The organism is Paramicrobacterium humi (genome assembly GCF_900105715.1).
Taxonomy (GTDB): domain Bacteria; phylum Actinomycetota; class Actinomycetes; order Actinomycetales; family Microbacteriaceae; genus Paramicrobacterium; species Paramicrobacterium humi.
Window position 1 is genome coordinate 1182058 of the sequence record NZ_FNRY01000001.1, and the last position, 20159, is coordinate 1202216.

Consider the following 20159-nt stretch of genomic DNA (forward strand, 5'->3'; position numbering starts at 1 on the left):
GCTCACGGCGATCGCCATTCCTAGCACTCGAAGGGCGCGAGTGCTAATCTAGACGTACTTGAGTACGACACACTCACGTTCAGGAGGAAACCTAAATGGCAACATCGTTTGATCCGTTCCGGGAATTCGACCGCATGGCGGGAAGCGTGCTCGACGCGATGCAGGGCCCGCGCAAGATGCCGATGGATCTCTATCGGGATGGCGACACATACGTGCTCAGCGCGGACCTTCCCGGCATCGATCCCGGTTCTGTCGATATTGACGTCGATGGTCAGCTGCTCACAATCCGTGCAGAGCGGACCCTGCCGAAGGGTGAGGGCGTGAAGTGGATAACCCGCGAACGCCAGGCTGCGTCGTACCTGCGACAGCTGAGCCTCGGTCAGGGCATCGACACGGAGAAAATAAGCGCGAGCTACGACAACGGCGTGCTGAGCGTGACGATACCGGTGAGTGAGCGGGCCAAGCCGCGCAAGATCGCCGTCACGACCGCGAACGATTCCGCTCCTGCGGCCATCGAGGACGCAACCGCGCAGTCCTGATCCTCACGGGAACAGTAGTCGAGGCCCGTCAGCGATGCGCTGGCGGGCCTCGCCGTTTGCGTGCCAGCCCGATCGGCATCCATTTCTCCATCAGCTTGTCGCGGTAGTGTTCTTGGTCGTCCCCGACCCGAAGGACCGGCATGTCTGACAGCCCCCTCGCGCAGAGCCCCTACGAGGTTCTCGGGGTCGACCCTGCCGCGAGCGACGAGGAGCTGCGCAAGGCGTACCGGCGGCTCGCCCGCGAGACGCACCCCGATCTCGGCGGCAGCGCCGCGCGCTTCAACGCCGTGCAGCTCGCCTGGGAGCGCATCGGCACTCCCGACGCGCGCGCGGCATTCGATCGATCGGTGTACCGGCCGGCGACCGCGAGCGACGAGCACGTGTGGGCGACAAGCGGTGCGAGCCATGAAACGCGCCGCGACACGCGTCCCAAGGCGCGCTCGCACGGGCACCCCGGCGGCTGGTCGCGCGAACGCTACCTCACCCTCATGCGCGAGTGGGTCGGCCGCGGCGCCGAGCTCGACGACCCCTACGACGAGAGCCTCATCCGGCGGGCGCCGCGGGAGATCCGCCACGCCCTCGCCGACGCGCTCGCCGAAGAGGCGACGGCCGCCTCGCTGGGCGATCTCGGCATGGGCTACACACTCTGGCACGGCGTCGCGACCGCCGTCGGCGACGACGAGTGGAGCACCGACGCGAACGCTCCGCTCACAGATCCCGCGAAGATCGACCACGTGGTGCTCGGCCCGACCGGCCTGTACGCCGTGCAGTCCGAGGACTGGGGGGCGCCCGCGCGCGTGCGCCGCGGAGAGCTGATCAGCGAGGCACTCGGCGCGGGGGAGCGGCCCGTTCACGCCCTCGCCCTGCGCGCCCGAGCACTCGCTCGCCGCGCGAAGGTCAAGTTCACCGGACTCGTCATCGTGCTGCCCGACGACGACCTCGAGGCGCCCATCACCTCGCTCGGCCGCGTGCGGGGTAGCCACGCGTTCGCCGTGCAGCGCTCCGTCATCGCGCACTTCCTGCGCACGGGCGTGCCCGACACCGCGCGGCCCGCCGGCACCGACCTGTTCGAGGTCCGCACGCGCCTGCAGCGCGCGATTCGCTTCGTCTGATCCCACCGCGGGCGGACCGGGATACCCGTCGCGCGGCGGATGTCACGTCATCGTCGCGGGCGTAGCGTCGACGGAGATGACGAAAGGACGGGGCATGGGCGCACAGAAGCGAGGACGCGGGCCGAACGAACAGCATTCGATGCTCGCCGTCGGCATCGCCATGGGGGTCGCGATCGGCGCCGGCTACGGTGTCACCACAGACAACATGGGTGCGGGGCTCGGAATCGGCGTCGCGATCGGCGTCGCGCTCGGTGTAGCACTCGACCAGCAGCAGCAACAGAAGAAGAGGAACGACGAGGGGCCGGGCGACGACTCGGACGAGACGGGCGGCCCACCGGCATCCGATCGGTGAAAATCGCGGACGATGATTGCCTGCGCTGAGCCGCCCGACTATATTTAGACCCCCCGAGCGACGATTTCAGACCGGGCTCGTGGGTGGGGAACACCTACCCACGACAATCGGAGGCCCCTATGTCTGGTCGCTCTCTCTTCGCCCACCGCGACTTTCGCCTGCTGCTCATCGGGCAGACCACGAGCCAATTCGGCGCGCAGATCAGCGGAGTCGCGATCCCGCTTCTCGCGGTTCTCACCCTGCACGCGACGCCGCTCGAGCTCGGCATCGTCACGGCGTCGTCCACCCTCGCGTTCGCCCGGCGTGTGGGTCGACCGGTGGCGACGGCGAGGCATCCTCATCGCGTCCGACGTCGTTCGCGCGGTTCTGCTCGCGACGCTACCGCTCGGCGCTCTCGCGGGCGGCGCGATCGGCGAGCTGTTCGGAGTCCGTGCCGCGCTGTGGCTCTCGGGAACGCTCCTTGTTCTCCCGGCCCTTCCGCTGTATGTCGCGCTGCGCGGACATCGGGACGTCGAGGAGCTGCCGACGTGGGCTGTCGCGTCCCAGCCGAACGAGTGAGTTCGCGGGGGAGCCGCGTCGTCAGGCGATCGAGAGCGCGACGCCGTCGAGGATGTCGTGCTCGCTTGTCACGACTGTGTCGAGACTGCGCCCGGCTTGGGCGACCGCGTCGACGGTGCGCCGCAGCACCGTCGCCCAGACCATGGCGCCGCCGGCGATCACGTCGACGCGGCCGGGGTGCAGGTAGGGGAGAGCGGCCCGTTCGTCGCGCGGCAGCGAGGCGATGTCCTCGCACGCGGCGATGACCGTCGCGATCGGCAGCCGAGCGCCGTGGATGGCTGCCGGGTCGTACCGGTCAAGCCGAAGAGCATGCGCCGTCACGGTCGTGATGGTGCCGGCGACGCCGATGAGCTCGCGCACCTCTGCGAGGTCGACGGTGTGCGTCGCCTCGTCGATCGCCGCGTTGACATCCCAGCGCACGCCGTCGCGGTCGTCCTCCGTCGGCGGATCGCTGCGCACGTTGCGCTCGGTCATGCGCACGCTGCCGACGTTCATGGAGAACGCGGCGGTGGGGGAGTCGCCGCCGAGCACGAGCTCGGTGGACCCGCCGCCCAAGTCGACGACGAGGCGGCCGCCGGCCTCCTCGCCCTGCGCGGCGAGCACGCTCGTGGCGCCTCGGAACGAGAGCGCCGCCTCCTCCTCGCCCGCGATGACCTCGGGCTCGACGCCGAAGATGTCGCGAACGGCTTCGATGAAGACCAGCCGGTTGGCGGCATCCCGAGTGGCCGAGGTCGCGACGAAGCGCACCTTCTCGACGCCGTGCTCACGGCACTGCGCCGCATAGCGGCGAGCGACGTCGAGCGTGCGACCGAGAGCGGCATCCGAGAACCGGCCGGTGCGATCGACGCCCTCGCCGAGGCGGACGACCTCGAGCTCGCGCACGACGTCGGTGAGCGTGCCACCGGCGACGTCGGCGATGAGCAGACGGATGGAATTGGTGCCGCAGTCGATGGCAGCCACTCGGGTCACGGGTTTCTCCTTCATAGAACGAGGCTCACTGTACCGCGCCGTCCGCCCGACGCCGATTCGGGAGTTCCGCTCCCTGGCATCCCGGGAACACGGCGGCGGATGCTGAGGGAAATCGCCGTCCGGCGATCCCACCGAACGGAGTTGCCATGACCGAGACGATCACCACATCGACATCCCGCGACCGAGCCGCGTACCGCGCGGCCGGTTGGGGCGGGATCGGGGCGTTCGCAGCGTGGGCGCTGCAGCCCGTCGTCGTCGCCCTTGCCGCCGCTGAAGGCGAAGCGGAATACCCTGCGTGGCAGGACGGCTTCGCCGACAACAGCTGGCGCGGCGGCGTCGAGATGCTCGCCTTCGCCGGCATCGGAGTCGGGCTGCTGTTCCTCGTCATCGGCGTCGGCGAGCTCGTCCGCCAGGCCGGCAACGGCGCTTCGACAGCGGCGCGGGTGGGAACGACGATGGGCGTTGCCGGGGCACTCATGTGGCTGCTGTGGGCGGGAGCGGTGGGAGCCGGCTACAGCTCCGTCGGCGCGGGCATCCCCCTCGTCGCCCCCGACGAGCACCTGCAGGCGGCACTGCTTCAGCTGCAGGCGATCGAGGGCACGGGCTACGGGGTGGCGTTCGCCGTGCTGACGGCGGGCTGGACCGTGCTCCTGCTCACGGCGGGGCGGCGTTCCGGGCTGATCGGCGTTCCTCTCAGCGTCGTGCTGTGCCTCGCTCTCGCCGCCTTCGTCGCGGGCGTCGTGACGCCGTTCAGCGTCCCGTGGGGCATGATCGCCTTCGTTCTGCAGGCTCTCGTGCTCGGCGTCGCGTTCCTTGTGAAGGCACATCGGCCATAGCGCGCCGCCGCGCGTGTTGCCACAATCAGTCACATGGACGAATCGCTGCTCGTCGCCAGCCGGATCGTCATCGGAACGGCTGCCATCGGGGGCGCGCTCGTCGCCCTCATCACGTCGGTGCGGCGCGGGCGGCGAGCGTGGCTCTCGCCCGCTGCCGCCGTCATGCTCCTCGTCGGCTTCGCGCTCGGCCTCGTCGCGCCCGGTCCGCCGAACGGTGTCGTCGCCGATCTCGCGGCGGCACTGTGGTTCATCGGGTTCCCGCTCCTCGCCTCGACGTTCCCCGACGGGCGGTTCGTGCCCCGCTGGTCGATCGGGCTCGTCGCGGCATCCGTCGTCGTCTTCATCGTCGATTCCGCCGTCGGGGGCGACCGATCGTCGACCTGGTGGACCGCGTTCGCGGCGGTTCAGCTTGTGCTCGGCCTCGGGTTCATCGCGTATCGCTATCGGCGCAGCGCCACGACGGCGGAGCGGGAGAGCGTGCGCTGGGCCCTGCTCGGTCTTCTCGCGTCCGTCACGTGCTTCGTCGTCGTCGCGTTCGTGCACGGCGGCCGCATCGGCGATGCCGGCCCGCTGTCGGAGGCCGCGGCGAACGCGGCGAGCCTGCCGATCATTCTCGGCGTCGTCATCGGCCTCGTGCGGCCGAGAGTGTGGAATGTGGATGCCGCGTTCCGCGCGTTCCTCGTCGTCGTCGGCGTCGCCGCCGTGCTCGGCCTGCTGTTCGCGGGAGTGATCGCCGCGGCGACAGCGCTCGGAGCCGAGTTCAGCGCTGCGGCGTGGTGGGGCGCTGCTGCGCTCGCCGCCGCCGGCCATACCATCACGCGCGTCTGCGCGTTCGCGGCGAACTGGCTCGTCTTCCGCGGCAGGCTGGCCCCGCACCAGGCGGCCGCGCGCCTCGCCGCCGTGCTCGACGCCGACGACCCGCGCAGCACGGCGCAGCGTGTCGCCATCGTCGCCGCCGAAGCGACGGCCTCGCCGTCGGTGACCGTGCGCGCCGCGGACCCCGCCGACGCCGCCGTCTTCGACGCGCACTGCGGAGTCCCGATCCCGACAAGCGAGGCGAGCGTGGAAGAGGTTCCGATCGCGTTGGGCGGAGAGCTGCTCGCCGCGCTCGCCGTCGCTCCTCGCAACGGAGAATCGTCGCTCAGCGCGCGAGACCGCTCGGGCCTCGCGACGATCGCCCGGCTGGCGGCGCCGGCGCTGCACGGCGCTCGAGCGCTTCGCGAGGCGACGGCGGCGCAAGCCGAGCTCGTTCGCGCGCGCGAAGAGGAGCGGCGTGAGCTGCGGCGGGAGCTGCACGACGACCTCGGCCCGTGGCTCACGGGACTCGTGCTGTCGGCGGCGGCGCTCGCGCGTCGGGCCGATCCGCTCGATCCCGTTCTCGGCGACACCGCTCGCGAGCTGCAACACGACATCCAGCAGGCCGCCGAGCGGGCGCGCGACATCTCGCACGGGCTGCGGCCGCCCGTGCTCGATGATCACGGCATCGAAGCGGCGATTCGCGATCGGTTGCGCACGGCGCCCGGAACCGTGCCCGAGGTCCGGCTCGAGATCGAGCACGTCGGCGAACTGCCCGCCGCCGTCGATCTCGCCGTGCTGCGAATCGTGCAGGAGTCCGTTGCCAACGTGCGCTCGCACGCGGACGCTCGCTCGTGCACTGTGCGCGTCGGCCTCGCGGAGGGCGGCGTGCGCGTCGAAGTGCTCGACGACGGCATCGGCGTGCCCGAGCAGCTTCGGCCCGGCCTGGGTCTGCGCTCCATCCGCGAGCGCGCGGACGAACTGGGCGGCACGGCACGCGTCGAGCGCGGACTCCGCGGCGGCACGGTCGTGTCGGTGTGGCTGCCGGTCGAACGGGAGGTGGTCCCGTGAGCAGAATCGTCGTCGTCGACGACCATCCGGTCTTCCGCAAGGGCCTCACGTCCCTGCTCGCCGCGAGCGGGCACGAGGTCGTTGGCGAGGCCATGACCGGGCGCGAGGCGCTTCAGGTCGTCGCCGACACCACCGCTGAGGTCGTGCTCATGGACGTCTCCATGCCCGACCTAGGCGGGATCGAGGCGACCGAGCGGATCGTGGCCCGCGATCCGGCGATCCGCGTCGTCGTCATCACGATGTTCGACGACGAGGCGACCGTCGCCGCGGCGCTGAGGGCGGGAGCCAGCGCCTTCCTCACCAAGCAGTCGCCTCCTGCGCACATTCTCGCCGCTGTGGAAGCGGCAGCGTCGGGCGCCCTGTGGCTCGGGCAGAACGTGCCGCGCCCCTTCGTCCGCCCCGATGACCGGGCCTCCCTCCCCGGTTTGACCGCGCGCGAGGCGGACGTCGCCGATCTGCTGAGCCGCGGCCTCACGAACCCCGAGATCGCCCGGCGCCTGCACGTGTCTGTGAAGACGGTCGCGAACTACGTGTCGATAGTCATGCTCAAACTGGATGCCGCCGACCGGCTGGAGGCCGCCCGCATCGTGCGTGAGACGCGAACGCCGCGCTCTCACGAGGGCGCCTGAGATCGCACTTGCCGCGGCGGCGCAACGGGGTGACACTGTGCGTGAGGAGAGGACGTCTCATGGCACACGGAGACATCACGCACATCGACATCCCGGTGAGCGACATGCAGAAGGCGAAGTCCTTCTATTCAGAACTGTTCGGCTGGCAGATCGCGGAGGCTCCCGGCTATGAGGGGTACCCGATGTGGCGCGCACCGAATCAGATCAGCGGCGGCGGGCTCGCGCCGCGCAGCGCCGATTTCAGCCAGCCGCGCTCCTACGTCGAAGTCGATTCCATCGACGACACGATCGCTGCGGCGCTCGAGGCCGGCGGACGCGTGATCATGCAGAAGCAGCCGATCTCGGACACGAGCTGGTGGGCCGCCATCACTGACCCGGACGGCAACGCGATCGGACTGTACGAGGGCACGACCGAGATGTGAGCGCGGCCGGGTGGGCAGTTCACGCGGCGTGCGCGCGGCGAACGTGGGCGACCGCGGCGTCACACAGCGCCACGCCGACGATGCCCGCGACGTAGCACGCGATGTCGACCGGAGAGAAGACCGTGCCGAACACCAGCATCGCGGGCCGGAACGCCAGCCCCCACTGCTCGGGCAGCCCGGTGAGCTGGAAGAACTCGATCGCGACGCACCACACGATCGCGACTGCGGCGGGCACGATCTGCGGCGCGCGCGGGAGCAGCGCCGCGACCAGCAGGTAGATGAGCGCGGCGTAGAGCACATCGCCCACGACGTCGGCGACTGGACCCGAACCGAGCGCGTGCATAGCAAGCCCGCACGCGATGACGACGGGCGCGGCGCCGATCAGGGCGAGTCGACGAGCGGATGCCGCGACGCGTCGCGTCTTCGGTGGGGCTGTCACACGCCGGGCGTACTGCGTTACGCTCGGGCGAACAGCGGAGGTGGGCCATGACGACGTGGTGGACGGCGGACACGCACTTCTCGCACGTGAACATCATCCGGTACACGCATCGGCCGTTCGCGGACGTCGACGAGATGAACCGGGAGCTCATCGCCCGCTGGAACGACCGGGTCGCCCCCGACGACGACGTATGGCACCTGGGCGACCTCGCGCTCGGCCATCCGATCGAGGATCAGATCGCGATGACGGCGCAGCTCAACGGCCGCCGCCGGCTCGTGCCGGGAAACCACGATCGTGTCGCGACGTTCTTCGAGGGCGGCGACCAGCGCGCCAAGTACTGGCGCGTGTACGAGGACGCCGGCTGGCAGATCATGCCCGAGCGCCTCGAGCACTCGATCGAGGGCCGCCGGGTACTTGTCTGCCACTTCCCGTACCGCGGCGACTCGCTCGCGAAGGACCGCTACCGGGCCGAGCGGCCGCTCGACCACGGCCTGCCCATCCTGCACGGTCACGTCCACACCGAGTTCGCGGAGCGAGGCCGGCAGTTCAACGTCGGCGTCGATGTGCGCGACTACGCGCCCGTCGACGAGAGGGCAATTGTCGACTGGCTGCGTTCTCTCGACTAGCGGTCGATCGCGAAGCTCTTCTCCGAACCGAGCTCCTCGACGTCGGCCACTTCGAAGCTGCCGACCTCGGCGCCGCGCGGCCCCTGCCGCAGCCAGCGCAGCATCTCGTCGACCTGCTCCTCCGTGCCCTGGATCTCGGCCTCGACCGCGCCGTCGGCGCGGTTGCGCACCCATCCCGTCACGTGGAGCTCTTGCGCCTTCCGCTGCGCCGAGAAGCGGAACCCCACACCCTGAACCATGCCCGTCACGATCACGTTCTTCCGCATCATGACACCATTCTGCCCGCCACGGGCGTGAAGCGACGGCATCTACTGCGGTGACGCGGTGCCCGGCTGAGCGCCGTTCTGGGCCGGCTGCTGCACGAGCCACTCCGACTGCGGCGTCGACCCGGTCTCCCCGGCGCCGAGTGGCACCGCGACAACCGCCGTGCCGTATGCGCACACCTCGGTCCAGGTCGTGCCGAGCTCCGACGAGTCGAACCGCATCGCGACCACCGCGTTCGCGCCGCGCTGTTGCGCCTCGCCGACCATCCGGTTCATGACCTCGTGTCGGCTCTCGTAGAGCATCTGCGTCATCTCGGGCAGCTCCCCGCCGCCGAGCGACCGGAAGCCCGCCGTGAACTGTGAGCCGATGTCGCGAGCGCGCACCGTGAGTCCCATGACCTCGCCGAACACCGCCTCAATGCGATAGCCCGGAATCTCGTTGCTGGTCACGATGATCATGCGCGGTCTCCTCTGTTCGCCTCGCGTGGGCACGATGCTATCGCCCAGCGCGCCGCGTTACCCTCGATGCGTGAGCACCGCCCCCGCCCTCGATCGCGCGCCCGCGCTGGCCGCATCGGAGTGGCGCGCCCGAGAGGCGGCGCACCAGCAGCGCGCCGACGCGCTCACGGCCGGCTGGCGCTCTCGGCAGCAGAGCGGCGAGCAGCATCCGATCGACGACTTCCTCTTCACCTACTACTCGTACAAGCCGAGCATCCTCCGGCGCTGGCATCCCGGCGCGGGAATCGAACTGACGGATGCCGCCGGCGCCCCGCGCGCAACCTGGAAGTGGTACGTCCCCGGCGCCGAACCGGGCTCCGTTCGCGTGGACGCCGCCGCGTTCCTTCACGCGAAGCGCGCCAGTGTCGAGGCGATCTGCCGCATTCTCGAGAAGACGGCGGCACGGCCGGGGCAGTTCGGCTGCTTCGGACTGCACGAGTGGGCGATGGTCTACCGCCAGCGCGAGCACCGGCATGCCGTGCCGCTGCGGCTCGGTCAGGAGCAGACGGATGCCGTCGTCGAGGGCCACCGCATTCAGTGCAGTCACTTCGACGCGTTCCGCTTCTTCACGCCGGAGGCCGTGCCGCTCAACCGGCTGCAGCCCACTCGTGAGGCGCAGTCCGAGCTTGAGCAGCCCGGCTGCCTGCACGCCGGCATGGACGTCTACAAGTGGGCGATCAAGCTCGGCCCGCTCGTGCCCGGCGAGGTGCTGCTCGGCGCCTTCGAGCTCGCGCGCGACATCCGCTGGCTCGACATGGCCGCATCGCCCTACGACGTGAGCGCGTGGGGAGCCGAGCCCGTCGCGATCGAGACGCCGGCCGGCAAGGCCGAGTACGTCAGGCGGCAGCGCGAGTTCGCGGAGCGCTCGAACGCGCTGCGGCTTCGAGTGCTCGACGCGGTGGCGGTTGCGCGGCGCGACGCCGGCGTCGAATAACTGCGCCATTGCGTCAACGTCTGCTTGAAGATCTGCCGGGATGCAAGCAGAATGAAAGCATGGCAAATATTCTGGTTCGTGACGTGCCGGACGACATGCACAAGAAGCTGCAGCTCAAAGCGCGAGAACATAATCAATCCCTGCAGCAATATCTGCTCGGTGAGTTGCATCGCGCTTCTGAGCGAACGAGCATCACCGACGTGCTGAATGAGATCGAGGCCCGATGTGACGGCCGGGTGGGGTTTGAACAAGCGGCCAAGGACCTCGCTGAGGGGCGTTCGCAGCGGTGATCGTGATCGACGCTTCCGTGCTCGTCAATGCACTTGGCGACGGCGGTGACGACGGACGCACGGCACGTGACGAATTGCGAAGCGCGGGCGAGTTTATGGCGCCCGATCTCATCGACGTCGAAACAGTCACCGTACTGCGCAAGCGCTGGCTGGCTGGCACGATTTCCGAGGAAGGTTTTGTTCGGGCAGTCGACGATCTGGAAGGCCTCGACTTTGAGCGCGTCCCGACGCTGCGTCTTATGCGCCGCGCGTACGAATTACGCGCAAACGTGACCGCACACGACACGTCGTATGTCGCTCTTGCTGAAGTCCTCGGATGCGAGCTACTCACGGGAGATCGGAGACTTGCTTCCGCGTCTGGTCCCCGGTGTGCGATTCGTGTCCTTGGTGCTTGAGCGCACTTCTTAGTCCAGCCGACGGAAGCGGTGCGCCTTCCGATTCGAACTGGACCAGCAGCGTTCGACGCTCAGCGTCGTACGCGACACCCTCCAGCGCGTCGGATTCGATCGCCTCCAGCTTCACGCATCCATCTCACACCCCTTGAGGCGGCTTGACGAGCCCGACTGCCCACGTTGATCGGGAACGTCCGCGCGTCGTGGCCTGCTCGCTGCCGAGTAATTTCTGCAGAGTGCGCCGACACGCCGTGTCGTGTTCGTGCGACGCGGCGTGTCGGCGGAAAGTGCAGAACGAAGCGGCATCCTTCACCCCGCCACAGCGAGCACATAGGCTGGGGCCAGGCGGCCGCGCGTCGCCGCGACACGATGAGGTGATCATGACCGGCGAGGCATTCTTCTACGAGGCGATACGCACGCCGCGCGGCAAGAACCGCGGCGGCGCCCTGCACAGCGTGAAACCGCTCGACCTGGTTACCGGGCTCGCGGTGGCGCTCCGGGAGCGGCATCCGAACCTCGACCCGGCCCGCATCGACGACATCGTCCTCGGCGTCGTGTCTCCCGTCGGGGAGCAGGGCAGCGACATCGCCCGCACCGTTGCGCTCGCCTCGGGACTGCCCGAGACCGTGCCCGGCGTGCAGCTCAATCGCTTCTGCGCCTCGGGTCTCGAGGCCGTCAACGTCGCCGCGCAGAAGGTCGCGTCCGGCTTCGAAGACCTCGTGCTCGCGGGCGGCGTCGAGTCGATGTCGCGCGTGCCGCTCGGCTCCGACGGCGGCGCGATCGCGCAAGACCCGGCGACGGCGTGGGACACCCACTTCGTGCCGCAGGGCATCGGCGCCGACCTCATCGCCACGATCGAGGGGTTCTCCCGCGCCGACGTCGACGCGTACGCCCTCGAGTCGCAGCGTCGCGCCGAGGCCGCGTGGGCAAGCGGCCGCTACGAGCAGTCCGTCGTGCCCGTGACCGACATCAGCGGTCGGATGCTGCTCGACGACGACGAGCACCGGCGCCCCGACGCCACGGCCGAGGGCCTCGCCGCCCTCCCGCCCGCGTTCGCGAAGCTCGGCGCGGCCGGCTTCGACGCCGTCGCGCTCGATCGTCACCGCGAGGTGCCGCACATCGACCACGTGCACACCGCGGGCAACTCCTCCGGCATCGTCGACGGGGCCGCGCTCACCCTTGTCGGCAGCGCCGAGATCGGCCGCGAGCTCGGACTCACCCCGCGAGCGCGCATCGTGCAGACCGCTGTCGTGGGCAGCGAGCCGACGATCATGCTCACGGGGCCCGTTCCCGCGACCCGAAAGGCCCTCGCCCGCGCCGGTCTCACGGTCGACGATATCGACGTCTTCGAAGTGAACGAGGCCTTCGCCGCCGTCGTCCTGAAGTGGATGCGCGACCTCGACGTGCCGCACGAGAAGGTCAACGTCAACGGCGGCGCCATCGCCCTCGGGCATCCGCTCGGCGCGACAGGCGCCATGCTCGTCGCGACCGTGCTCGACGAGCTCGAGCGGCGCGAACTGCGCCGAGGCCTCGTGACCTTGTGCGTTGGTTCGGGCATGGGAATCGCGACCATCATCGAGCGAGTGTGACCGGAGGAACAATGACCGCCATGACCATCGACGTCGCCGACGGCATCGCGACGCTCACCCTCGACGACCCCGATTCGCCGGTCAACGTCATGAACGACGCCTACATCGCCGCCATGGGCGAGACGCTCGACCGGCTCGAGGCCGAACGCGAGAGTCTCACGGGCGTCATTCTCACGTCGGCGAAGCGCTCCTTCTCGGCGGGCGGCGATCTCGCAACGCTCCGCGCGGCCGATCCCTCGACGACGGATGCCGAGACCGAACGACTCGACGGCATCAAGCGCGACCTGCGCCGGCTCGAGACCCTCGGCGTGCCGGTTGTCGCCGTGTTGAACGGTTCTGCCCTCGGCGGCGGTCTCGAGCTCGCCCTCGCCTGCCACCGGCGCATCGCCGTCGACGGCGATCGGCTTCGCCTCGGCCTGCCCGAAGTGGGCCTCGGCCTGCTCCCCGGCGCGGGCGGCACGGTCAGGCTCACGCGCATGCTCGGCGTCGAGGCCGCCGTGCGCTTCATCCTCTCGGCGAACCCCGTCGGCGTGCAGGACGCCCTCCAGCTCGGTCTCATCGACGAGATCGTGGCGGATGCCGCCGGCGCCCTCGCCGCCGCTCGCACGTGGCTCGCCGCAAGCCCCGTGGCCGTCAAACCGTGGGACGAACGAGGCTTCCGCATTCCCGGCGGCGACGCCCGCGACCCGCGCGTCGCCTCCGCTCTGCCCGGCTGGATCGCCGCCGCTCACGCCGAGGCCGGCCGGCTGCCCGCCCCGCGCGCCGCGATGGCGGCGATCGTCGAGGGCTCCCTCGTCGATTTCGACACCGCCTCGCAGATCGAGACGCGCTACTTCGTGCACCTCTCCCACACGGCGGAGGCCCGCAACCTCATCGACGCGTTCTTCGACCGGCAGCGATTGAGCGAGGGCGCCGATGACGCGCGCGCCGACGTGGCGGCTGTCGTCGACGAAGCCGCGCTCGGCGAGGCGGTCGCCGCCGTCCGCGAAGGCGCCGATCCTGCCGTCGTCGAGCGCGCCGCCCGCTGCGCCGGCTGGCGTGGCGGTGTCATCGCGCGCCTGGACGCTCGCGCTCTCGAGCCGGTCGAGGGCGTCGAGGCGCCCGCTCCCTTCGCCGACCTCGTCGACCGGATGCTGTTCGCTCCCGCCCTCGCGGCGGCTCGCGTCCAGGCCGCCGAGGCGATCGCCGACGCCGACGTCAACGTCGCCTCGCTCGATGCGGGCTTTCCGCCGGCCACGGGCGGCGCCGCACGCTTCCTCCAGCAGCACAGCGGCGGGCCCGAGGGGTTCGCCGTCCGCGCCACGCAGCTCGCGGCGGCCTACGGCCCGCGCTTCGCACCCCTCCCGTCAGCCGGCTGAAGCGGCTCGACGCTACCCTTGGAGACTATGGATGCCGAGAAGGACGCCGCAGAACTCGAGATCGGCGCCCTCGGCGCCGCGTTGCGCGTCGAGCGGCAGCGGCAGGGGCTCAGCGTCCAGGAGCTCAGCCGACGCTCGGGCGTGAGCTTCGGGCTCATCAGTCAGCTCGAGCGCGGGCTCGGGAATCCGTCCTTCCAGTCGCTGCACCGCCTGGCCGTCGCCCTCGGCGTCGGCTTGTCCAAGCTCTTCAGCGGACTCGGCGGCGACGCCATGATCGTCCGGGCCGACGAGAGGTTCCATATCCCGAATTCGCCCGAGACTCCGGCGGCGCAGCAGGTCGTGCGCGAACTGCTCACTCCGCGTGGCCAGTCGAGCCTTCAGGTCATCCGCAGCACGCTTCCGCCCGGCTTCTCCAACGAGGGCCAGCCCTTTCGGCATCTGGGCACGGAGTCGGTCACGGTCGAACAGGGCAGCCTGCTCGTCGTGCACGGAGATCGACGCGTCGAGCTCGGCGTCGGCGACACCATGACCTACGGCTGCTCCCAGCCGCACTGGTGGGCGAACGCGCATTCCGGCACGACTGTCGTCTTCGGCGCCGTCAGTCCGTTCGAAGTGTGAAGTCCTAGCCGGCGAACTGCCGCGACAGGAGCCGATGGAGTTCGGTGAGCGGATCCGGGCTGTCATCGACTCGAAGATCGACGCTGCGCTCAGGCGGCCAGGCGACCGAATCGGCAAAGGGGGCGACCTGGATCGCGGCGCTCTGTCGGCCGCGCCGGTCTCCTCCCGCGGCCTCGCCCGCGTCGAGCGCACGGAGCAGCCGCCGGGCGAAGGCCGCTCCGGGCGGAAGCGCTTCCTCGTCTCCGACCGGTGCGCGGTTCTCGAGCGCCGCGAGCATGGCGTCGAGGACGGCCGGCCCCGCGAGCAGGTTGCCGACGACGACGGCGCCGTCACCGGAGAGAGAGCCGGCCCACTCGCTGCACCCGGCGCCCGTGTGCGCGGCGGACCGCCCGTGCAGGTCGATGACCGCGACCTGCCGTCTGGCCGCATCGTCATCCCACTCCGGAATGCGCGTGATCGCCTGGGCGGGAGAGTCGCCCACGCGGAGGCGATCGAGAACGTGGGCGCGCAGCATCCTGTTCGTGTACGCCTGGCTCGCGACCGCCCCGATCCCCGGCGCCGTCGCTATCACGGCGTTTCCGACGGCGAGCGAGAAGCTGGCCGTCGCGGCGCCGACGAGCCGGTTCTCGACATCGACAGCGAGTGCCGTGTAGGTCACCGCATCACCTCGTGTCCTGGCGAATATGACGAATGAGTCTCATTCGCCGGGAGCGCTTGCCCCCGGGACAATAGTGCCACATAATGATCAAATCATCATCCAAGTGATTGCGACGTGATCCCTATGCGTAAGCCAACAGTGTTGTTCGGTACGGTCGCCATCGGCGCCGTTGTGTTGAGCGGGTGCTCGGCCGGAGAAGGCGTCGACGTCGACGGCGGAGGCGGCGACAATGTCCTCGTCGCCGCCATCGCCGGCGAGCCGGACCAGCTCGACCCACACAAGACGACCTCGTACTTCTCCTTCCAAGTGCTGGAGAACGTCTTCGACACTCTCGTCGAGCCCGACGAGAATCTCGAGATGCAGCCCGCGCTCGCCGAGTCGTGGGACCTCAGCGACGATCAGCTGACCTGGACGTTCCACTTGCGCGACGGCGTGACCTTCCACGACGGCAGCGACTTCACCGCCGACGACGTCGTCTACTCGTACGACCGCATCATCGACGACGAGCTCTCGAACGCGTGGCGCTTCAGCGCCGTCAGCGACGTGAAGAAGGTCGACGACCTCACCGTGGACATCACGGTGTCGCAGCCCACGCCGAACCTGCTCTCGAGCATCGGCGGGTTCAAGGGCATGGCGATCGTCGACAAGGACAACGTCGAGAGCGGCGACATCACGACGAAGCCCGTCGGCACGGGGCCGTTCAAGGTCGCTTCATACACAAGCGGGGATTCGATAAAGCTGACCGCGAACGAGGACTACTGGGGCGGCGCGCCGAAGATCGACGGAGTCACATTCCGGTTCATCTCCGAAGGAAGCACGGCCATCTCCGCGCTCAAGTCAGGAGAGGTCGACTGGACCGACAGCATCCCCGCGCAGCAGGTCAAGGGACTGAAGGGCGCCGACGGCGTCACGGTCGATGTCGCCGCGAGCAACGACTACTGGTATCTCGCGCTCAACGAGGCCAGGGAGCCTTGGAACGACGTGCGTGTGCGGCAGGCGATCGCCTACGGAATCGACCGTGACGCCATCGTGCAGGCGACGAGCTACGGCACCGCGACGGCGAACCAGCTCGCGATCCCCGAAGACAGCGTCTGGTACACACCGTACGACAAGTACAGCACCGACCTCGACAAGGCGAAGCAGCTTCTCGACGAGGCGGGCGTCGGCGATCTCAGCATCGACATGCTCGTGACGCAGGACTATCCCGAGACCGTGACGGCGGCGCAGATCATCGCCGACAACCTCAAGCCCCTCGGCATCACCCTCGACATTCGCACCGTCGACTTCGCCACCTGGCTGGACGAGCAGAACACGGGCAACTTCGACATGCTCATGATGGGCTGGCTCGGCAACATCGACCCCGACGACTTCTACTACGCGCAGCACCACACCGGGGCCGCGAGCAACGCCCAGAAGTACTCCAACGCCGAGGTCGACAAGCTCCTCGACGCCGGCCGCACCGAGACGGACGAGAGCGCCCGCAAGCAGCTGTACGCGGACGCGGCGACGATCATCGCCGACGAGGCGAGCTACATCTACCTCTACAATCCGTCGGTGATCCAGGCCTGGAGCAGCGACCTCAAGGGGTACGAGGCGCGCAGCGACGGCGCCATCCGCTTCCGCGACGTGAGCATGGGATAGGGCTCGCCACGGCATGAAGGCGTTCGCATCGAACTCGACGATCCGCTTCCTCGCGCGGCGGCTGCTGTACTCCGCCGTCGTGCTGCTCGGAGTGATGATCGTCGTGTTCTCCCTCGTGCACCTCGTGCCGGGCGATCCCGTGCGGATCGCCCTCGGCACGCGGTTCAACCAGGACGCCTACGATGCGCTCCGCGCGGCAAGCGGTCTCGACCGCCCTCTCGCGGTGCAGTTCTTCTCCTACGTGGGGAACGCCCTCACGGGCGACCTCGGCGTGAGCTTCCGGAACGGGAACCCGGTCACGCTCACACTGCTCAGCAGGCTGCCGGCCACGGCTTCCCTCGCCTTCGTCGGCATCCTCATCGCCCTGATCATCGCGATTCCCGCGGGGATCTGGTCGGCGCTGCACGAAGGGCGCGTGAGCGACGCGATCGTGCGAACCGTGAGCCAGTTCGGCGTCTCGGTTCCGGACTTCTGGATGGGAATGCTCCTCATCACCTTCTTCGCCTCCGTGCTCGGCTGGCTGCCGACCTCCGGCTATGCCGCCGTCACGGAGGACCCCATCGGGTGGCTGCGGCATGTGATTCTGCCCGGCACGACGGTCGGCATCGTCGCGGGAGCGATCATGACGCGCTACATCCGATCGGCCGTGCTCGACGTCGCGTCGACGGGGTACATCCGCACGGCCACGTCGAAGGGGCTCTCGAAGCGGGTCATCACCTTCCGTCACATCGTGCGCAACGCGCTCGTGCCCGTGCTCACGATCACCGGAATCCAGCTCGCGACGATCTTCGCCGGCGTCATCGTCGTCGAGGTCGTGTTCGCCTGGCCCGGACTCGGCCGGCTCGTCTACGACTCCGTGGCGTCGCGCGACTATCCGCTCATCCAGGGCGCCGTGCTGCTCATCGCGGTTCTGTTCCTTCTCATCAACCTGCTCGTGGACGTGCTGTACGCCGTCGTCGACCCGAGGATCCGGCTGCAATGAGCGACGCGCGAAAGAGGACACGACGGGGCGCGGCGACGGCTGTTCTCCCCGCCACGATCGCCGCTGAGGCGAGCGAGACCGGCACGGCGCGCATCGCCTCATGGCGGCTGCTCCTCGGCAACCCGGTCACGGTCGCCAGCGCGATCGTGCTCGCCGTTATCGTCGTCGTCGCGGTCGGCGGGCCGTGGTTCGCCCCGTACGGCGCGAACTCGATCGACGTGGCGAACGCCCTCAACGGTCCGAGCGCCGCGCACTGGTTCGGCACGGACGATCTCGGCCGCGACGTGTTCTCCCGCGTGCTGATCGCCACGCGGGCGTCGTTGCAGATCGCCGTCGTGAGCGTCGCGTTCGCCTTCATCGTCGGGGTCTTCGTCGGCGTCGTATCGGGCTACCGGGGCGGCTGGCTCGACACCGTGCTCATGCGCATCGTCGACGTGATGTTCGCGTTCCCCGTCCTGCTCCTGGCGCTCGCGATCGTCGCGATCCTCGCGCCCGGAATGGCCACGACGATGCTCGCCATCGGCATCGTCTACACGCCGATATTCGCTCGCGTGGCGCGGGCGAGTGCGCTCAGCGTGCGCGTCGAGCCGTTCGTGCAGGCCTCGAAGACGATGGGAACCGGCGACTGGTACATCCTCGGTCGGCACATCCTGCCGAACATCGCCGGCCCCGTCATCGTACAGACCTCGCTGTCCCTCGCGTTCGCGATCCTGTCCGAGGCGGCCCTGTCGTTCCTCGGGCTCGGCATCCAGCCGCCCGCGCCGTCGTGGGGGCGGATGCTGTTCGACGCGCAGGGCTTCCTCGGCCAGGCCTGGTGGATGAGCATCTTCCCCGGTGCCGCGATCTTCGTCACCGTTCTCGCCTTCAACCTGCTCGGTGACGGCCTGCGCGATGTGCTCGACCCGCGCCAGCGCACCATGCTCGAAGCCCGGAGGAAACGATGAACGACGCCGTGCTCACCGTCCGCGACCTGTGCGTGAGCATCGGGAGCAGCCCGATCGTGCAGAACGTCTCGTTCGAGCTGCACCGCGGCGAGACGCTCGGCATCGTCGGCGAGTCCGGGTCGGGCAAGTCGATGACGATGCTCGCCGCGACGGGCCTTCTCGACGCGCCGGGCGCCGTGGTCACGGGATCGAGCGTTCTCGCACGACCGGATGCCGCAGACGTGCAGCTCGTGGGAGCGTCGCCGCGGCTTCTGCGCAGCGTGCACGGTGGCCGGATCGGGTTCGTCTTCCAAGACCCGAGCACGTCGCTCAACCCGATGCTCACGCTCGAGCGGCAGATCACGGAGTCGCTCGAGGCGCATCGTCGCGCATCCGGCCGTGCCGCGCGCATGAGGGCCCTCGAGCTGCTTGAGGCCGTCGGTCTGCCCGATCCGGCATCCCGACTGCGCAGCTACCCGCACCAGCTCTCGGGCGGCCAGCGACAGCGTGTGATGATAGCGATAGCGCTCGCTTGCGACCCCGAAGTCCTCATCGCCGACGAGCCGACGACGGCGCTCGACGTGACGACGCAAGCGCAGATCATCGAACTCGTTCGCGCGCTGCAGAACGACTTCGGCACGGCCGTCATCTGGGTCAGCCACGACCTCGGCGTGATCGGACAGGTCGCCGATGACGTCGCGGTGCTGCGTGGCGGGAGCGTCGTCGAGCAGAGGCCGGTCCTCGACATCTTCGACCGGCCCAAGCACGACTACACGCGGGAGCTGCTTGCGGCGCGGCCCGTGATCCGCGCCGCGGAAGAACCGACCGTCCTCGACAGCGAGGACGACGGCGGCTCGCCGCTCCTCTCCGTCGAGGGGCTCGACGTGCGCTTCCCTGTGTCCACCCCCGTCGGGCGCTCCATCGTGCACGCCGTGAAGGGCGTCTCGTTCCGCATTCGCCGGGGTGAGACCCTTGGGCTTGTCGGGGAGTCGGGATCGGGCAAGTCGACCGTCGCCGGTGCTCTCACGGGACTCGTCGATCCGCACGCTGGAGCGGTCAGCCTACACGGCGGTGACGGGGACGTCGATGTGCTCCAGGTGAAGGGACAGGCACGGCGGGCGGTGCGGCGACGCATCAGCATGGTCTTCCAAGACCCGTTCTCCTCGCTGAACCTGCGCAATCCGATCGGAGCCTCGATCGCCGAGCCGCTGCGCGTTCATCGCCTCGCGCACGGCTCCGCCGCGCGGCGTGCCCGGGGGCGTGAGCTTCTCGATCTCGTGGGGCTGCCCACCGCGTTCGCGGAGCGCTACCCGCACGAGCTCTCGGGTGGCCAGCGGCAGCGGGTCAGCATCGCGCGGGCCCTCGCCGTCGAGCCGGAACTGATGATCCTCGACGAGTCGACGGCGTCGCTCGACGTGTCGGTGCAGGCGAAAGTGCTCGATCTGCTTGCGGAACTGCAACGCGAGTTCGGGCTCACCTACCTGTTCATCGCGCACGACCTCGCGATCGTGCAGCAGATGAGCCATGACGTTCTCGTCATGCGGGCGGGCGAGAGCATCGAGTACCGCCCCGCGGCGCAGCTCTTCTCCGCGCCGCGCGAGCAGTACACGCGATCGCTCCTGGCCGCCGTGCCGCCCGAGCGGCCCCGCGCGGCCGTGAGCTGAC

24 protein-coding genes are annotated in these 20159 nt (G+C 69.4%); 19 read left to right on the forward strand and 5 right to left on the reverse strand.

Features of this window, described 5'->3' with window-relative positions:
• Window positions 1–95 precede the first annotated feature (95 nt).
• The 4 genes from BLV49_RS05925 (at window position 96) to BLV49_RS17020 (ending at window position 2561) form a co-directional block, all read left to right on the forward strand.
• Entirely contained in the window at window positions 96–539 is a 444-nt protein-coding gene (locus tag BLV49_RS05925; protein WP_091181294.1) for an Hsp20/alpha crystallin family protein, read from the forward strand.
• Window positions 540–679: 140 nt separating this feature from the next.
• Entirely contained in the window at window positions 680–1651 is a 972-nt protein-coding gene (locus tag BLV49_RS05930; RefSeq protein ID WP_091181297.1) for a J domain-containing protein, read from the forward strand.
• Window positions 1652–1745: 94 nt separating this feature from the next.
• Window positions 1746–2003, forward strand: coding sequence for a glycine zipper domain-containing protein (locus BLV49_RS05935; RefSeq protein ID WP_091181300.1), 258 nt, complete (start codon window positions 1746–1748; stop codon window positions 2001–2003).
• A gap of 303 nt (window positions 2004–2306) precedes the next feature.
• Window positions 2307–2561: a hypothetical protein gene (locus tag BLV49_RS17020; protein ID WP_218132598.1), complete on the forward strand. Its 255-nt coding sequence runs from the start codon at window positions 2307–2309 to the stop codon at window positions 2559–2561.
• 21 nt (window positions 2562–2582) lie between these two features.
• Here the strand turns inward: BLV49_RS17020 and BLV49_RS05945 are convergent, their stop codons facing one another.
• Window positions 2583–3530 carry a Ppx/GppA phosphatase family protein gene (locus tag BLV49_RS05945; RefSeq protein ID WP_091186843.1) on the reverse strand — a complete coding sequence of 316 codons (948 nt, stop codon included), beginning with the start codon at window positions 3528–3530 and terminating at the stop codon, window positions 2583–2585.
• A gap of 146 nt (window positions 3531–3676) precedes the next feature.
• Between BLV49_RS05945 and BLV49_RS05950 the strand changes: the two genes are divergently transcribed.
• From BLV49_RS05950 to BLV49_RS05965, 4 genes are read left to right on the forward strand one after another with little or no spacing between them, the layout of a single operon-like run.
• Entirely contained in the window at window positions 3677–4366 is a 690-nt protein-coding gene (locus BLV49_RS05950) for a hypothetical protein (protein ID WP_091181302.1), read from the forward strand.
• 33 nt (window positions 4367–4399) lie between these two features.
• Entirely contained in the window at window positions 4400–6232 is a 1833-nt protein-coding gene (locus BLV49_RS05955; protein ID WP_091181305.1) for a sensor histidine kinase, read from the forward strand.
• On the forward strand, window positions 6229–6861 hold the full coding sequence (locus tag BLV49_RS05960) for a response regulator transcription factor (protein WP_091181308.1): 633 nt from the start codon (window positions 6229–6231) through the stop codon (window positions 6859–6861). Before BLV49_RS05955 ends, BLV49_RS05960 begins: the two co-directional genes overlap by 4 nt.
• Window positions 6862–6920: 59 nt before the next feature.
• Window positions 6921–7283, forward strand: a complete 363-nt coding sequence (locus tag BLV49_RS05965; protein WP_091181311.1) for a VOC family protein — start codon at window positions 6921–6923, stop codon at window positions 7281–7283.
• A gap of 19 nt (window positions 7284–7302) precedes the next feature.
• Here BLV49_RS05965 and BLV49_RS05970 read toward each other — a convergent pair whose 3' ends face one another.
• Window positions 7303–7722 carry a ribosomal maturation YjgA family protein gene (locus BLV49_RS05970; RefSeq protein WP_143033977.1) on the reverse strand — a complete coding sequence of 140 codons (420 nt, stop codon included), beginning with the start codon at window positions 7720–7722 and terminating at the stop codon, window positions 7303–7305.
• Between the two features lie 47 nt (window positions 7723–7769).
• On the opposite strand from BLV49_RS05970, the gene BLV49_RS05975 reads away from it, so the two are divergent.
• On the forward strand, window positions 7770–8348 hold the full coding sequence (locus BLV49_RS05975) for a metallophosphoesterase family protein (protein WP_176980739.1): 579 nt from the start codon (window positions 7770–7772) through the stop codon (window positions 8346–8348).
• Here BLV49_RS05975 and BLV49_RS05980 read toward each other — a convergent pair.
• Window positions 8345–8617, reverse strand: a complete 273-nt coding sequence (locus BLV49_RS05980) for an acylphosphatase (protein WP_091181320.1) — start codon at window positions 8615–8617, stop codon at window positions 8345–8347. The two genes, BLV49_RS05975 and BLV49_RS05980, sit on opposite strands and share 4 nt — an antisense overlap.
• A gap of 39 nt (window positions 8618–8656) precedes the next feature.
• On the reverse strand, window positions 8657–9070 hold the full coding sequence (locus BLV49_RS05985; protein ID WP_091181324.1) for a YbjQ family protein: 414 nt from the start codon (window positions 9068–9070) through the stop codon (window positions 8657–8659).
• A gap of 70 nt (window positions 9071–9140) precedes the next feature.
• On the opposite strand from BLV49_RS05985, the gene BLV49_RS05990 reads away from it, so the two are divergent.
• From BLV49_RS05990 to BLV49_RS06015, 6 genes are all read left to right on the forward strand, one after another.
• Window positions 9141–10043 carry an NUDIX hydrolase gene (locus tag BLV49_RS05990; protein WP_245723549.1) on the forward strand — a complete coding sequence of 301 codons (903 nt, stop codon included), beginning with the start codon at window positions 9141–9143 and terminating at the stop codon, window positions 10041–10043.
• A 59-nt stretch (window positions 10044–10102) separates the two neighbouring features.
• Window positions 10103–10333, forward strand: a complete 231-nt coding sequence (locus tag BLV49_RS05995; protein ID WP_091181327.1) for a FitA-like ribbon-helix-helix domain-containing protein — start codon at window positions 10103–10105, stop codon at window positions 10331–10333.
• Complete coding sequence (locus BLV49_RS06000; protein ID WP_091181330.1) at window positions 10330–10728, forward strand: type II toxin-antitoxin system VapC family toxin; 399 nt, start codon at window positions 10330–10332, stop codon at window positions 10726–10728. The genes BLV49_RS05995 and BLV49_RS06000 overlap by 4 nt, the downstream gene beginning before the upstream one ends.
• Window positions 10729–11105: 377 nt before the next feature.
• On the forward strand, window positions 11106–12314 hold the full coding sequence (locus tag BLV49_RS06005; protein ID WP_091186851.1) for an acetyl-CoA C-acetyltransferase: 1209 nt from the start codon (window positions 11106–11108) through the stop codon (window positions 12312–12314).
• Between the two features lie 11 nt (window positions 12315–12325).
• Window positions 12326–13672 carry an enoyl-CoA hydratase/isomerase family protein gene (locus BLV49_RS06010; protein ID WP_091181333.1) on the forward strand — a complete coding sequence of 449 codons (1347 nt, stop codon included), beginning with the start codon at window positions 12326–12328 and terminating at the stop codon, window positions 13670–13672.
• 27 nt (window positions 13673–13699) lie between these two features.
• A complete protein-coding gene (locus BLV49_RS06015) occupies window positions 13700–14290 on the forward strand; it encodes a helix-turn-helix domain-containing protein (protein WP_091181337.1) in 591 nt (196 codons plus the stop codon).
• Between the two features lie 4 nt (window positions 14291–14294).
• Here the strand turns inward: BLV49_RS06015 and BLV49_RS06020 are convergent, their stop codons facing one another.
• Window positions 14295–14948, reverse strand: a complete 654-nt coding sequence (locus tag BLV49_RS06020) for a DUF1028 domain-containing protein (RefSeq protein WP_091181340.1) — start codon at window positions 14946–14948, stop codon at window positions 14295–14297.
• Window positions 14949–15071: 123 nt separating this feature from the next.
• Between BLV49_RS06020 and BLV49_RS06025 the strand changes: the two genes are divergently transcribed.
• Genes BLV49_RS06025 through BLV49_RS06040 form a run of 4 tightly spaced genes read left to right on the forward strand, consistent with a single transcriptional unit; the run spans window position 15072 to window position 20158 of the window.
• On the forward strand, window positions 15072–16589 hold the full coding sequence (locus BLV49_RS06025) for an ABC transporter substrate-binding protein (RefSeq protein ID WP_091181344.1): 1518 nt from the start codon (window positions 15072–15074) through the stop codon (window positions 16587–16589).
• Between the two features lie 13 nt (window positions 16590–16602).
• A complete protein-coding gene (locus BLV49_RS06030; protein WP_091181347.1) occupies window positions 16603–17571 on the forward strand; it encodes an ABC transporter permease in 969 nt (322 codons plus the stop codon).
• Window positions 17568–18515, forward strand: a complete 948-nt coding sequence (locus tag BLV49_RS06035) for an ABC transporter permease (protein WP_091181349.1) — start codon at window positions 17568–17570, stop codon at window positions 18513–18515. Before BLV49_RS06030 ends, BLV49_RS06035 begins: the two co-directional genes overlap by 4 nt.
• A complete protein-coding gene (locus BLV49_RS06040) occupies window positions 18512–20158 on the forward strand; it encodes a dipeptide ABC transporter ATP-binding protein (protein WP_091181352.1) in 1647 nt (548 codons plus the stop codon). The genes BLV49_RS06035 and BLV49_RS06040 overlap by 4 nt, the downstream gene beginning before the upstream one ends.
• The last annotated feature ends 1 nt before the right edge of the window (window position 20159 follow it).